General features: G+C 63.8%; 9 protein-coding genes and 3 pseudogenes. 8 read left to right on the top strand and 4 right to left on the bottom strand.

Annotation, left to right across the window (positions count from 1 at the left end; genetic code table 11):
- Positions 1–13: 13 nt before the first annotated feature.
- Positions 14–580: an IS5 family transposase gene (locus AC6CID_RS20555; protein WP_161793620.1), complete on the bottom strand. Its 567-nt coding sequence runs from the start codon at positions 578–580 to the stop codon at positions 14–16.
- 203 nt (positions 581–783) lie between these two features.
- Here AC6CID_RS20555 and AC6CID_RS20550 point away from each other — a divergent pair.
- Positions 784–2,022, top strand: a pseudogene (locus AC6CID_RS20550) (IS110 family RNA-guided transposase).
- A gap of 20 nt (positions 2,023–2,042) precedes the next feature.
- On the opposite strand, the pseudogene AC6CID_RS20545 reads toward AC6CID_RS20550, so the two are convergent.
- From AC6CID_RS20545 to AC6CID_RS20535, 3 genes and pseudogenes are all read right to left on the bottom strand, one after another.
- A pseudogene (locus AC6CID_RS20545) lies at positions 2,043–2,384 on the bottom strand (IS5 family transposase); the annotation flags it as partial.
- Between the two features lie 150 nt (positions 2,385–2,534).
- A pseudogene (locus AC6CID_RS20540) lies at positions 2,535–3,449 on the bottom strand (ParB/RepB/Spo0J family partition protein).
- The gene (locus AC6CID_RS20535) at positions 3,449–4,111 is read right to left on the bottom strand and encodes a ParA family partition ATPase (protein WP_006554888.1); all 663 of its coding nucleotides are present in this window, start codon (positions 4,109–4,111) and stop codon (positions 3,449–3,451) included. The pseudogene AC6CID_RS20540 and the gene AC6CID_RS20535 overlap by 1 nt, the downstream one beginning before the upstream one ends.
- Positions 4,112–5,379: 1,268 nt before the next feature.
- Here AC6CID_RS20535 and AC6CID_RS20530 point away from each other — a divergent pair.
- The 7 genes from AC6CID_RS20530 (at position 5,380) to AC6CID_RS20500 (ending at position 14,321) form a co-directional block, all read left to right on the top strand.
- Positions 5,380–6,555 (top strand): carbon-nitrogen hydrolase family protein, encoded by a 1,176-nt coding sequence (locus AC6CID_RS20530; protein WP_230826513.1) that lies wholly within the window; start codon positions 5,380–5,382, stop codon positions 6,553–6,555.
- Positions 6,556–6,910: 355 nt separating this feature from the next.
- Positions 6,911–7,870: an AraC-like ligand-binding domain-containing protein gene (locus AC6CID_RS20525; RefSeq protein ID WP_006553303.1), complete on the top strand. Its 960-nt coding sequence runs from the start codon at positions 6,911–6,913 to the stop codon at positions 7,868–7,870.
- 1,593 nt (positions 7,871–9,463) lie between these two features.
- A complete protein-coding gene (locus AC6CID_RS20520) occupies positions 9,464–10,102 on the top strand; it encodes a TetR/AcrR family transcriptional regulator (protein ID WP_006553302.1) in 639 nt (212 codons plus the stop codon).
- A gap of 22 nt (positions 10,103–10,124) precedes the next feature.
- Positions 10,125–11,375, top strand: a complete 1,251-nt coding sequence (locus AC6CID_RS20515; RefSeq protein ID WP_039584671.1) for an acyl-CoA dehydrogenase family protein — start codon at positions 10,125–10,127, stop codon at positions 11,373–11,375.
- Positions 11,372–12,448, top strand: a complete 1,077-nt coding sequence (gene selD / locus AC6CID_RS20510) for a selenide, water dikinase SelD (protein ID WP_039584672.1) — start codon at positions 11,372–11,374, stop codon at positions 12,446–12,448. Before AC6CID_RS20515 ends, selD begins: the two co-directional genes overlap by 4 nt.
- Positions 12,445–12,990 (top strand): adenylyltransferase/cytidyltransferase family protein, encoded by a 546-nt coding sequence (locus AC6CID_RS20505; protein WP_006553299.1) that lies wholly within the window; start codon positions 12,445–12,447, stop codon positions 12,988–12,990. Before selD ends, AC6CID_RS20505 begins: the two co-directional genes overlap by 4 nt.
- Entirely contained in the window at positions 12,987–14,321 is a 1,335-nt protein-coding gene (locus AC6CID_RS20500) for a BPG-independent phosphoglycerate mutase family protein (protein ID WP_039958329.1), read from the top strand. The genes AC6CID_RS20505 and AC6CID_RS20500 overlap by 4 nt, the downstream gene beginning before the upstream one ends.
- Positions 14,322–14,522: the final 201 nt, after the last annotated feature.

Raw genomic sequence — 14,522 nt, 5'->3', positions numbered from 1 at the left:
CCTGTCCTGTGAATCACTGAAGCCACAAGACGATCGCAGCGATGATCAACTCGGATCGGAAATAGGCAGCTCGTTTGGCGTAACGAGTGGCCAGGTCACGGAAGTGTTTGAGCCGGTTGATGCAGCGCTCGACGACGTTGCCGCCTGCGTACTCGGCCCGGTCGAACGCCGGTGGACGCCCACCACGGGAGCCTTTCGCCGCCCGGCCGGCCTTCTGATCCGCCCGTTCCGGACAGGTGAACCGGATCCCGCGCCCCCGTAGCAGGACACGGGTACTCGGATGCGAATACGCCTTGTCCGCCACCACCGCATCCGGACGGGATCGCGGCCGTCCACCCCCAAGGCGGGCGACCTCGATCCTGTCGAGCAGCGGAACCAGCTGCGGGTTGTCACCGGCCTGGCCGGCGGTAAGGATCACACTCATCGGCATACCGCGTCCGTCGACCGCGAGATGAATCTTGCTGCTCAGTCCTCCTCGGGAACGTCCGAGGCATTCTCCGTCGACGGCGAGCGCTTCGACTGCCGGTGTGCAGCCCCCTAATGAGAGCTGGCGGGTCCTGCGATGCGGCAGACTCGTCACTGGTAGCGGCGGGCAGGTGAGCACTCGAGCCCCCTGGACACCGAGTCCTGAAAAAAGACCGTGCCCCTGCCCGTCCGCCGGGAGAACGGAATCGCTGATGGGATGTCGTGCCACCGGAGCACTGCTTCATTAGGTTGCTGATCGTTCTTCCGCATGCTGCCGGATGTAGTGGCGTTGAACAGCAAGGGCGGGTGACGAGGCTGATGTTGTTTGTCGGAGACGACTGGTCGGAAGAGCATCACGATATCGAGTTGATGGATGCATCCGGGCGCAGGTTGAGCAAGGCTCGGTTGCCGGAAGGAGTGGCCGGGATCGCGCGGTTGCATACAATGGTCGGCGACCACTTGGGCGACAACGTCGACGAGTCCGAGGTGGCCATCGGAATCGAGACCGACCACGGCCCCTGGGTAGCGGCGTTGGTCGCTGCCGGCTACACGGTGTTCGCGGTGAACCCGTTGCAGGCATCTCGTTTCGTGATCGTCGACGAGTCTCGGGCGCCAAGAGCGACGCCGCAGATGCGCACGTGCTGGCCGATATGGTGCGGACCGATTCGCACCAACTGCGGCCGGTGGCCGGCGACAGCCCCGAGGCCGAGGCCATCAAGGTCGTGGCCCGGGCCCACAAGACCTTGATCTGGGAACGCACCCGCCATACCCAGCGGCTGCGGCATGCGTTGCGCGAGTACTTCCCGGCCGCGTTGGAGGCGTTCGACGACCTCGACGCCGTCGACGCCCTCGACGCCGTCGACGCCCTCGAGTTACTCGGCAAAGCACCCGACCCGACCTCGGCAGCGCGACTGACACGCGGTCAGATCACCGCGGCACTGCGCAAGGCTCGGCGTCGCGACATCGAAACCAAGACCGACCAGATCCAGGCCGTGCTGCGCGGTGAACACCTGGGTCGGGCAGCGGTGATCACCACCGCATACGCGACCACCACCCGCTCCGCCGTGGCCGTACTGACCACGCTGAACACCGAGATCACGACATTGCAGAAGCAGGTCGATGCCCATTTTGGCCGACACCCGGACGCTGAGATCATCTTGTCCCAGCCGGGACTCGGATCCTTGCTCGGTCCCCGGGTGCTCGGTGAATTCGGTGACGACCGCAGCCGCTACGCTACCGCCAAAGCGCGCAAGAACTACGCCGGAACCAGTCCGATCACCCGAGCCTCCGGCAAGAAGAAAACAGTTATGGCACGATTCGTCCTTGGGCGATCGGCTCGTCGATGCCCTGAGCGCACAGGCATTCTCGGCACTGCAAGCTTCCTCCGGTGCCCGCGCCTACTACGACAAACAGCGCGACCGCGGTCTCGGTCACCGTCCTGCCCTGCGGCAGCTCGCCAACCGACTCGTCGGCATCCTGCACGGATGCCTCAAGACCCGCACCTGCTACGACGAGACGACCGCCTGGTCACCTCACCCCGAGCAGGCTGCTGCTTGACTCTCAAGCTCCTGGGATGTCTTTTTCCGGGCACCGGCCGAATGCTGGTGTGCCCGGACCACGGTCGAGTCGACCGAGACGATCCACTCGACCGCCCCGACCGCGTCGTCTTTGACGACCGCGGCATCGAGGATCTTCTCCCAGGTGCCGTCCATGGTCCATTTACGCAACCGCTCGTGCGCCGTTTTCCACGGTCCGTAGCGTTCGGGCAGGTCCCGCCAGGGTGCGCCGGTGCGCAGCTTCCACAAGATCGCGTTGATCACCTGTCGGTGATCGCGCCACTGTCCGCCTCGTCCTGAAGCGGGCAGTAGCGGTTCGATCTGCGTCCAGGCCTTGTCGGTCAGCTCACCGCGTCCTACCACCCCGAATGCGTATCACGGGGGGGTGTTCACCGATTCACAGGACACGCTCTAGTCACTCTTCCCAGCCGGGCCCATATTCCAAGTACATCACTACGCAAGGCTGAGTAGTGGAAACTGCTGTGAAGCAACGCTATCGGCTTTGGATCGCGGTTACCGGAGCTCGAGTGCATCGATGAGCTTGCGACGCTCGTCGTCAGTGAAGTGCTTCCGCACCGCCGCGGCCAGCACATCCGGATCCGCTCCCAGACGCTTGAGTGCCTGAGCCACCTTGTCCACCGGCTCGAGCTTGCTCGCAGGCTCTTTCGGCTGCGGCGCCTCAGGCTCGGCAGTCTCTGCGTCGGCTTCGGGTTCCGGATCAGGGTTCTGGGCTGCTTCCCACGCCGCGACCTGTTCCTCGAGCGGAACCCGGGCCAGCGAGCGGGCCTGGCGCACAGCGAGATCACCTGCACGCAGGGCTGCTTGCAGCTCGGGGGCAAGTTTGAGCAGGGCGCGACGCTGCGACACCCAGCCCTTGGAGCGACCGAGTTTCTTCGCCGCCACATCCGCACTACCGAACTCGGAGACCATCAACTCCACAGCCTTGGCTTCTTCGAGGACGTCGAAGTCACGGCGGTCGATGTTCTCACTCGTTGCAGCCCACAGGATTTCACCCTTGTCGACGGCGATGCTGTCGCGCAGCACCACATCGAGACCGGGACGGCCGTACTTCTGGGCCGCAGCGAGCCGGCGGTTGCCGTTGACGACGATGTACTGCGCTGCACCGAGATCGTCTTCATCCTCGGGTCACAGTTTCAACCACGCTGTGCGGCTGACGACGGTGCCGGGTTGCAGCTGCCGGTCGGCGATCGTCGCCAGATCCGACAGATCCCCGAGTTCGTCGCGCGGGTTGCGGGGGTTGGCGATGAGCTGATCGACCGGAACATCGGCGAGCAGTTGACCTTCGAGCGGCTCGATCGTCGTCTTCGTCGTCGTGGGTGCGGGGGTGCGCTTACGGTCGACCGGAGAGTTGTCGCCGACTGCTCCGACGAGGGAGGCGAAGTTCGCGCGCCCACCCTTGGGCGGCATCAGCGACCACCATCCGCGAGCTCGAGGCTGAGCTTGTAGAAATCCTCCCGTGCCTGCAACGAGACGCGGCTGGCTTCGTACTCGGTAACGACGCGGCCTTCGGCAGCGGCGCGGGTGTGGACCTTGTAGTGCCGCACCACCGTTCGCGCCAGCGGCCATCCGTTGGCCTGGACGAACTCGCGGGTCTGCTCGAGGTCCACCTTGCCGTCGCGGGGATCCCAATTGTTCACCACGACAATGAAATTCTTGCCGAGAGGTTCGATGACCTGCTTGATGGTGCGCGCGGTGGGATCGAAGCACAGCGGTTCGGGTTCGATCGGAACGATGACCAGATCAGCGACCTCGAGCACCGCTCGCAGGGCGTCGGCGGAACTGCCGGTGCCGAGCACATCGGTACCGTCATCAGCACCGGACAGGTCGATCCAGCCCGGGGTGTCGACGTAGACGTGCTTGATGCCGGGCAGCTTGTCGAGATTACGCAGCACGTCGAGGTTGTCGTGAACCTGATCGATCAGAAACGGCAACTCCTCGACGCGCGAAGCCCACCAGACTGCGGAGCCCTGCGGGTCGACGGAGATCGCGGCGACCGGGGACTGAACATCGTCATCGGCACCAGCGGTCGCGGCGGTGAGGACATCCGCTTTGACAGCGGCAAGGTTCATAGTGAGCGTCGATTTTCCGACGCCACCTTTTGGTTGAGCATCACATGAACAGCCACAGGTTACCTCCGTATGCTTCACCCCAGGGTGGGGCTACTTCGGACTCGCGTCGTCATCTCTTGGCGGAGATGACGATTGCGCCTGCACCACGGTAATCTCCGCGAGACGCGCAACACGTACGATAGACCCTTACGGGTCTACCGAACAAGCTTTCGCCGTATCATCTCAGATGCCTTGCGCTCTCACCCTCACGTGAGAGCGCCGACCGAGTCAACGCCACCTCCAGCGCCACCGCACATCTTCTCTTCAAAGACATTCTGCACCAAGTGAATACATGGTAACTACCTCAATCCTGCTATCTCCCTGACACTGTCGATGCGGAAACGGTCCCACACGGCTCCGCAAACATACGGGTTCCCTATACCGCGCCGAACTCGGCCTGATCGGTGGCGTGCCGGGGTTCAAGAATGCAGGTTGGCGAGATGATGCAGGCAAGCCCTGACGGTCGAGCGCTGATCGCGTTACCTTGAACCGCGCATCACTTTCGTCACTGTGACAGCGAACCCGCGACTAGTCGAACCCGCCACTAGTCACACGACCTGGCAACCCATCGCGCTACTGAGAACCGCTATGAACCCCACTGCGGTTTACCGCGGTAAACCAGAGATCACCTCGAACCGTCGGCAGGGGCGCATTGTCACGATCAGAATTCACGGGTGCACCCAAGGCCGCACCGCTAGCTATTCAGATCCCGTTGGCCGAGAACTCCAGAGCCGAAGGCTTATCCACACCCTCAGACACGCGGGAGCAGCGGAACCCGAACTTTCGCCCCGGATCGAACTATTACTTTTGCAAAGCACCTACATCGCCTACAGTCGACCACATGACCTGATCGTCTCGGAAGTCGCTGTCCAACAAGTAATGTGGTGCATCGAGAGCATGCTACCACCGACTTCGCGGAGTGCAATCACGCCCTTACTCTCACGGAGAGCACGCAATTGCGGCGTGGACACAGTCCCTACCGAACGACTACCACAAACCCATCAATCCCCCGCTACTCGACGATCGAACCAGAAACGGGGACGCACAGCCGACGCAGACCTCGACCTATCCGCCGTTCCACAGAAGGACACCGACAACTACCGCCTCAACATCCTTCAACGTGCCCGGCCAGTCCTTCGACGAATCGAAACGGCGAAGAGCCGCCTCGGACCCCCGGCCGAACCGCTAGATGAACTCCCCTACACGGGTGGCGCAGAATGCCAGGACCCGTGTCATTCCACGTCAATTCATGCGCCTTTTCACCTCGTACTGTCCTGCCAAACACAAGCAACGGAGGTACGGACATGGTCGAATACACAAACACATTCAAAGTTGCTGCGGTGCAGGCACAGCCTGTGTGGTTCGACGCGGCCAAAACGGTCGACAAGACCGTGTCCATCATCGCGGAAGCAGCCCGGAACGGGTGCGAGCTCGTTGCGTTTCCCGAGGTATTCATCCCGGGGTACCCGTACCACATCTGGGTCGACAGCCCGCTCGCCGGAATGGCGAAGTTCGCCGTGCGCTACCACGAGAATTCCCTGACGATGGATAGCCCGCACGTACAGCGGTTGCTCGATGCCGCCCGCGACCACAGCATCGCCGTAGTGGTGGGAATCAGCGAGCGGGATGGCGGCAGCTTGTACATGACCCAGCTCATCATCGACGCCGATGGGCAGCTGGTCGCCCGACGCCGCAAGCTCAAGCCCACCCACGTCGAGCGTTCGGTATACGGAGAAGGAAACGGCTCGGATATCTCCGTGTACGACATGCCTTTCGCGCGGCTCGGCGCGCTCAACTGCTGGGAGCATTTCCAGACGCTCACCAAGTACGCAATGTACTCGATGCACGAGCAGGTGCACGTCGCGAGCTGGCCTGGCATGTCGCTGTACCAGCCGGAGGTCCCCGCCTTCGGTGTCGATGCCCAGCTCACGGCCACGCGTATGTATGCACTCGAGGGACAAACCTTCGTGGTTTGCACCACCCAGGTGGTCACGCCGGAGGCCCACGAGTTCTTCTGCGAGAACGAGGAACAGCGAAAGCTGATCGGCCGAGGCGGAGGTTTCGCGCGGATCATCGGGCCCGACGGCCGCGATCTCGCAACTCCTCTCGCCGAAGATGAGGAGGGGATCCTCTACGCCGACATCGATCTGTCTGCGATCACCTTGGCGAAGCAGGCCGCCGACCCCGTAGGCCACTACTCACGGCCGGATGTGCTGTCGCTGAACTTCAACCAGCGCCGCACCACGCCCGTCAACACCCCACTTTCCACCATCCATGCCACGCACACGTTCGTGCCGCAGTTCGGGGCACTCGACGGCGTCCGTGAGCTCAACGGAGCGGACGAACAGCGCGCATTGCCCTCCACACATTCCGACGAGACGGACCGGGCGACAGCCACCATCTGACTCGGGAGCACCCGTGGCGCCTCCGAAGCGCCACGGGTGTGTGAAGGGGCGAGACAGGGGAATCGGAGGATCACCGAGTACAACGCATCGTCGATCGCAGCGAGTCAGCCCGCCCGTAACCCCCGATAGGTCCACCCCACGTATCCCCGCCGGTCACACCTTATCGACATGGGGTAATCGAGGTCGTCGTGGCCTGTATCGACATCCAGAGTCCCTGAGCTGAAGGCGCCCACCACCCCATGTCGCGATGACCTTCTCGCCGCACCGCAGAGAGCCGACATCGAGACCGAGCCCGGCATCGCGATTACGGCTACCCTGAAAAGAACAATGAACGGGGTTAGCACCAGGTAGGTCGATGAACACTTTCTTCTCCTCTGACCAGGTCTCGGCACCCGATCGCGTCGCGCTCTGGCACGATGTCATCTGCCGCAGCTATGTCCCGCTCAACATCACCCTCACGAGCGAGCAACCCTTCATCGGTACGGTCTCGACGGGCAACTTGGGCACGGTACGTATCGCGACGTCCTCGTCACTGCCCCAGCAGATCACCCGCACTCGTCGCTTGATCAGCCAGGACGAGCGTGAGTACCTCATGGTTGGGGTGCAGTCCGCCGGCCATGCACTCGTGCAGCAGCACGGCAGAACTGCACGAGTCGGTCGCGGTGGACTGGTTTTCTGGGACACTCGCCATCCCTACGACATCCTGTTCCCGACAGACTGGAGAATGAGCGTATTCCAGTTCCCGCGATACTCTTTCGGCTTCACCGAAGATTTCATCGGTAGGATGACCGCGGTGAATGTCGGGGGCGATCGCGGTATCGGACGAGTGGTGTCATCCTTCATGACAAGCATCAACGATGCGACCGATGCAGGAGACTTGGCGGAGGTAGCTTCACTCCACAACAGTGCTGTCGATCTTTTGTCAGCGGCGATACGGACCGAGCTTGCCGATCAAGCCGCCGCCTCTGACGGCCTACTCGAGTGCGTGCTTGCGTATATCCGACAGAACCTGGCCGACCCGAACCTGTGTGCCTCACAGATCGCGGCGGAGCACAACGTCTCTGTGCGGACCCTCCACCGACTGTTCTCGGCCACGGGACAGGGCGTGGCCGAACACATCCGTACCCTCCGACTCGAGCGCATCAAGACTGAGCTGGCAGACCCAACGAGTCGGCGATATACGATCAGCGCGTTGGCGAGAAAATGGGGGTTCCTCGATCCCTCAACGTTTTCACGCGCGTTCAAAGACGCCTACGGCATCACTGCCCGAGAGTGGGCGGCTTCTGCATCAGCACCACCGACGGAGGCTTCGTAGAAAGAGCCCGGTATCCGGTCTACCCTTGTTCGCTTGCACACCGTTCGGTCCGTCACTTCCGATGAAGCCGGAGCCGGCAGGTTGGCTTCCTTCCGCAATTCGATCGCTCGGGGATTGTCCGGGGGCACCGCTGGTGACCTCCAGGACCATTCCGGCCTGGTGTCCGCGATCGGTATGCACCTGCCCCGATGCATCCGGGCCGCGAGGCCAGTGCTCGGCAGGACCCACCGGCGACGACGGCCAGCGTGACCCCTGGACCGGTCGGTCGAATTCGCGCCTGCCGACCGAGAGTCGGGACCCGGTGTGCCGCCGCAACGCTCCCGGCCGGTGACCGGATCGGCGGACGAGCACGCTAGGTGTCCATCGTCCTGTCCGTACATCAGCCACACCGAGTGTTCGCGTGCCGGTACGTAACCAGTCCCCCGGCTGGGTCAAGAGCCTTGCGATTCGCCGAGCCGGCCCTCCATCGGTGAAGCCGATCCGATCGGTGAAGTGCTGACCACCGGATGAGTAGCACCCGTTCCGACAGGTGTCAGCGCGGGGTCGCCGCGGTACTCGAGCCGAGTGGGAACATCGCACGTGCGTCGAGCACGGGGACCGGGGCCACCGTCGCCGCTGTGATCGCAGCCGTGGTCTCGGTGGTATCGAACGGCTATGGAGCCGACCTCGCGTCGTCTCCCCTGCGTACCGATGCTGACAGCTGCCGGCATATATCCGCAGATGTCGCTGCGGGCGTTCGGTGGACAGGCGCTGCGAGCAGCAGTGCAGCGCACTGTAGTCGGTGGCTCGACGGCGATCTCGTCCACCGCCAGAACGTGGTGCCGGCTGTCACCGACGTCGGAGTCCTACCGGAATCGATCACCCGGTTCGGTCACCAGCTGACCGAACCGGACCACCCCTTCGACCACACCACCCTTCCCTCCCTCAGGTCGAACAGAGTGACGACACAGAACGACCGAGGATCGCCCGGAAGGAGACGGCACAGACGGCTGCCGAGCCACCCCATTGCCGACCGGACCGCACCGTGCACCCAGCTGAGGGTCACATCAACGGGAAAGTTCGAGCCGCCTACACACCGGGGCTTGGCGCCGAGCAGGTGGACTCGGATCCGGAAGCCGCGAGCAGGCGCTGGTGCATCTCCGACGACCGGATCGGAGTGTGCAGCCCGCAGCGTCGGGCCGTGCCATGACGCCGTCGGTCACCAGCGCCTGCAGCATGTCCTGCTACTGCGGCGGGCAGCGAGAAAATCGCCTGTTCAGCATGCCGTCGGGCATCGCTGAGGTTGCCATGAGCATCATGTGAACCATCGATGGTGGGTGCATCCGTGTGGACGCAGAGCGCGAGTGGTCGACGGTGCACGAGCTTGTCGACTGTGGGGCCGTCCTCACCTCGGCCGACCGAGTACACCGGGTCTCGTTCAGACGCCGGATCCACGCGCTCGGTCGCTCGGTATCGGCGACGGCTGAGACGCAGGCCTGATGCCGGTACCACTCAGAACAACCCCGACAGTGGGTCCGGCAAGCTGGAACCGTTGACGCCCCTCACAGAAGAGAACTACAGTTAAGGAAACTGAACGATGTTATGGAAAATGACATGTCGATCAATGCTCAGAACACGGTCCGCGAATCCGGGTCACGGCGCGGTGCCGTGCGGGAGTTCAAGAAAGGACTGATACGCGATGCCGCGAAGCGCATCTTCGCCGAACGCGGCATCGACGCCGCCTCGATGCGCGAGATCGCCCAGGCCGCGGGCTACACAACGGGAGCCATCTACACCTACTTCGACACCAAGGAAGAGCTCTACGCCGAAGTGCTGCGAGACTCCCTGCACGCCCTGCAGTCCGAAGTGGCCACCACCGTCGAAACCTCACCCGACAGGCCGGCATCGGCCGCGGCACTGCACGGCTTGTGGTCCTTCTACGACACCCATCCCGCCGACTTCGAACTCGGCTTCTATCTGTACGGCGGAGTCCGCCCTGCAGGCCTCAACAAGAAGCTCGACGAGGAACTGAACACCCTGTTCGACCAAGTGATGACGTTGATCGCGAATGGTCTGATCACCGACGGACTGGCAACCGAGCAGACTGCACACCACCTCGCGGTGGTCCATGCCACCTGGGTCTTCGGATTGCTCCTGATGACAAAAACCGGTCGCGTGAAATCGGTCCGCGACGACGCCGAAGCCATGCTCGACAGCTACCTGAAGATGGTGGCTACGCACCAAAGGCTATGACCTGAAACAGAATCGAGAGACGATGACCGAACACTCCATGTCGATCGCTCCTACCGCCCGGGTGCAGGAGTACACCGACCGTTTTCGCGAGTTCCTCGACGAGGACGTCCCTCCACTCGAAGAGGAACTCGCGAAGCACAACGTCGGCACTGCCGGACAACCGAAGCTCGACAGTGAAGGCCGAATGCACCCGATCGTGTGGGAGGCTCGCCGTGAGGTGCAACGGCGCGCCGGCGCCCTGAACCTGTACGCCCCACACATCAGTGCCGAACTCGGCGGCGGTGGATTCAACCGCGTGGAGATGCACCACGTCGAGGAATTCGTCTACCGCCATTCCGGTCTCGGGCTCGGTTTGGCCGCCCTTGCATGGACAGAGGGCCCGAACCCCGCGAGCGAGCACATGTCGGAAGCGATGCGGGAGCGGTATCTCACGCCGTTGATCAAAGGTCAGATCACTGCTGCGTTCGCCAACACCGAACCCAATGTCGGCACTGATGTCCTGGGTATGGAGACCTGGGCGAAACAAGACGGCAGCGACTGGATCATCAACGGCCGCAAAGCATGGATCACCAATTCCCATTTCGCCGACGTATACCAGGTCGTCGCCGTCACCGAACCCGGCGCCGGAACCCGGTCGTTGACGATGTTCCTCGTCGATGCCGACACCCCCGGTCTCGAGCGCGGCCCCGACCTGCCGACCATGATGGACGACGGACTCACCGGCGAACTCGAATTCCGTGATGTGCGGGTGCCTGCGGAGAACATCGTCCGTGAGGTGGGCGACGGCTTCGCCCTGGCCATGTCCTGGATCAACTGGCGGCGATTGTGCCGCGGTGGCATGTGTTCCGGATGGGGCCAATGGCTCATCACACGAGCGATCTCCCGATCGCAGGAACGCAAATCCGGTGGCCGCCCCATCGGTGATCTGCAATCGATCCAGCACCTGATCGCCCGCATGGCTCTCGAGTTCTACCAAGCACGCTCGACCTCCCTGGTCGCACAAGCCGAACTCGACCAGTGGGGCGCGTTCGAGATCCCACTGCACAAGGAAGCGCCGCGCCTGATCAGCCTCCTCAAGATCATCAATGACGAGGCGTTCTACCGCCTGGCCGACAGTGCAATCCAGGTCCACGGCGCCAACGGTTTGCTGCGTGGCTCCCCGGAAGAAAAACTCTTCCGAGTGGCCCGCAACCTGCGGATCCCCGCTGGCACCTCCGAAGTGCAGCTCAACGCCATCGCCCGTGGCCTACTCCGCGAAGCAGCAGTGTCATGACCACCACGATGCGCCGCCTGACCGAGTATTCCCATGGCGGAGGATGCGCCTGCAAACTCCCACAGTCGATGCTCGACGACGTAGTCACCATGATGCGACAGGCCGGAGTTCCCCAGTCGGACGAGTCCGGATTGCTGATCGGACTCGACACCCCTGACGACGCTGCCGTCTACGCCATCGACAACACGAAGGCATGGATCGTCACCACCGACTTCCTCACTCCCCTCGTCGATGACCCCCGCGACTGGGGCCGGATCGCCGCCACCAATGCCCTGTCCGATGTGTACGCGATGGGCGGCCGCCCCCTGATCGCCCTCAACATCCTTGCCTGGCCCACCGACCTCGGCGCGGACATGTTGAACAAGGTTCTCCACGGCGGCGCGGATGCTGTCTCCGCCGCCGGCGCTCTGGTCGTCGGCGGCCACAGCATCACCGACCCCATCCCCAAATACGGCCTCGTCGCGATCGGTGAGGTCGAGCGCGACAAGATCCTCACCAAAGGTGGCGCTCGCCCCGGCGATCTACTGGTGCTGACCAAACCCATCGGGGTCGGCATCATCAGTACCGCAATCAAACGTGGTCAAGCCCCGCAGAACTCACGTACCGCTGCAGTCGCGAGCATGACCAGGTTGAACTCCTCGGCCAGCCGGATCGCCAGTGAGGCCGGGCTGAAAGGAGCGACCGACATCACCGGCTACGGATTGATCGGCCACCTGCACGAGATGGCGGCCGCGGCCGGCCTCGGAGCTCGCATCGACATCGACCGAGTTCCTCTTCTGCCCGGAGTTACGGCTCTGATCGCCGACGGCTGTTCTCCCGACGGAAGCCGCAGGACATTGGTCAATGCACTGCGGAAAGGGTGGTTCGAGCCTTCTTCGCTCCCGCAGGAGCAGCAGCTCCTATTGGCCGACGCCCAAACCTCCGGGGGGCTGCTTCTGGCCGTTCCACCCCACGATGCCGCCTCGGTCGTTGCCGCTCTGCGCGCCGGCGGTGATGCCCATGCCTGCGTGATCGGTGACTTCGTCGACGACGGCCGTCCCGGCGTCGTCACTGCTGAAACGAGCACACGATGACCGAATTCGGTTGTGTCACCGGCCGATTCCAGCCTGTGCACAATCAGCACATGGAACTGTTCGAGATCGCCCTGAACGAGTGCGATCACCTGGTGGTGGCGATCACCAACCCGGATCCGAGCGCACACCACGAAGAAGCAAGTTCGGCGCACCGACACACCCGGGCGGCCAATCCGTTCACCTACTTCGAGCGGGCCCGCCTGCTCGACGCTGCCCTGACCGACCACGTCCGGGCCGGACGAGTGACCATCGTGCCGTTCGACCTGACCCAACCGCAGCTCTGGCCGCAGTATGTACCCCACTCGGCACGGCATTTCGTGCGGGTTTTCAGCGACTGGGAACACGACAAAGCCAGATGGCTCGCGCAGGCCGGCTACGCGGTAACCGTCGTCGACGGCGACCCGGTAACCAAGCTGAACGCGACCGACATCCGCCAGGCGATGCTGGCCGGTGACGACAGCTGGCGACACCACGTGCCCGCAGCCACCGTGGCGTTGCTCAGCGAGCTCATCGCCACGAGCGTGCTGGAGGAACAGCCATGAGGATGCCCGGCTACGGCGAAACCCAGCCCCGCCTCGACGACGATCGGATGCCCGTCATCCTGGTCACTCTCGACGGGCTCGGGGACCGACCCGTCCCGGAGTTGTCGGGCCGGACCCCCGCTGAGGCGGCACGCACCCCCGTCCTCGACCGATTGACCGCCCGCGGGAGCAGCGGGTGGCACATACCGTTCGGATGGGGACGCGCCCCCGCCTCCGAACTGGCCCATTGGGCCATGTTCGGATACTCCGACATACCGTTTCCCGGACGTGCCGTCCTCGAAGGAGTCGGCGCGGGCATCGACCTACCGCTCGACGCCGCGACCACTTTTGCCGCACTACGCACGTCCTGCGTCCAGAACGGACAGGTATGGATCACCGGGCGCGTAGGTAAGGACGACGCTGCCGACGCCGATCGATTATTCGAGGAACTGGCACCGCTGTTCGACAAGGCCGACGCGCAGCTTCATCCGGTCGGTCGAGGGGAAGCGGTGCTCGTCCTCCCGCACCACACCCGCGGCGACGTCACCGACTCGGACCCCTTCTTCGAAGACTTCCACCCTTGGTTGCAGGTCACATCGGCCGGTCCGGAGGCGACAGATCTGGCCGAACACCTCAACGAACTGCTGCTGACCGCCCGGCGTCATCTCCTCACGAGTCCGGTCAACGCAGTACGCGCCGCCGACGGACGCCCCGCTCTCGACGTCATGACCACCAAATGGTCGGGCAGCCGGCGACCCGTGCCGGATTTCCTCACCCACGCCGGCGTGGCAGGAGCTGCCGTCACCAGCACCCGCCTCTATCGGGGCATCGCTGGGCTCCTCGGGATGCGGCACCATCACCTGCCTCCCGCCACCGATCACGGTGTGGATATGACCACACGTATCGAGGCGGCCGAGCACTTGATCGACGAGGGTGCACGCTTCGTCCACATCCACACCAAGGCCACCGACGAGGCCGGGCACACCAAACAGCCACGCGCCAAGCTGGACGTCCTCGAAGCGCTCGACCCGGCGTTCGAACGCTTCGAGTCCTTGTCGGATCGCGCCGTTATCGCGATCACCGGCGATCACGCCACTCCCTCGGTCGACGGCGTCCTGCACACCGCCGACCCCACCCCGCTCCTCGTCGTCGGCCCCACCGTGCGGCCCGACGCAGTCACTCGATTCGGGGAATCGTTCGCGCACCGCGGCTGGTACGGAACCGTCGCTGCCCGCGACCTGCTTCCCCTGTTGTTCGGTCACGCGAATCGGCCGGTGTTCCTCGGCCACCGAGCAACTCCGCGACAGACCCTCGCGTTGCCTGATAGCCCTGCCGCGATGCCGGCGGGCTGACCTTCCTTTCCCTGTCTGCACAGCACCGCTACGCCGAACGACGACTGTCGCCGCCACGTGCACCACTCACTCACCGGTTACACGAGGACGCCCCTCGTGCACCGTGTGCGGTACCGAAATCGGCCGTAGACCGTGCGGTCGTGCCTCGATGCCGGGGCATCCCACCACCGCCGCAAAAGCCGGGCAGGGGCCCTGCCGCCC

This window comes from Rhodococcus sp. GQ147, assembly GCF_059759155.1.
Note: the sequence above shows the minus strand (reverse complement) of the source record. Positions and strands in the feature narration are given on the sequence as shown.

What these genes read in the sequence shown, in the direction of transcription:
- AC6CID_RS20525 (WP_006553303.1), top strand. Translation starts at nt 6,911, where the DNA reads ATGAACACTTTCTTCTCCTCTGACCAGGTCTCGGCACCCGATCGCGTC.
- AC6CID_RS20505 (WP_006553299.1), top strand. Translation starts at nt 12,445, where the DNA reads ATGACCGAATTCGGTTGTGTCACCGGCCGATTCCAGCCTGTGCACAAT.
- selD (WP_039584672.1), top strand. Translation starts at nt 11,372, where the DNA reads ATGACCACCACGATGCGCCGCCTGACCGAGTATTCCCATGGCGGAGGA.
- AC6CID_RS20535 (WP_006554888.1), bottom strand. Translation starts at nt 4,111, where the DNA reads ATGAACCTTGCCGCTGTCAAAGCGGATGTCCTCACCGCCGCGACCGCT.
- AC6CID_RS20500 (WP_039958329.1), top strand. Translation starts at nt 12,987, where the DNA reads ATGAGGATGCCCGGCTACGGCGAAACCCAGCCCCGCCTCGACGACGAT.
- AC6CID_RS20515 (WP_039584671.1), top strand. Translation starts at nt 10,125, where the DNA reads ATGACCGAACACTCCATGTCGATCGCTCCTACCGCCCGGGTGCAGGAG.
- AC6CID_RS20520 (WP_006553302.1), top strand. Translation starts at nt 9,464, where the DNA reads ATGTCGATCAATGCTCAGAACACGGTCCGCGAATCCGGGTCACGGCGC.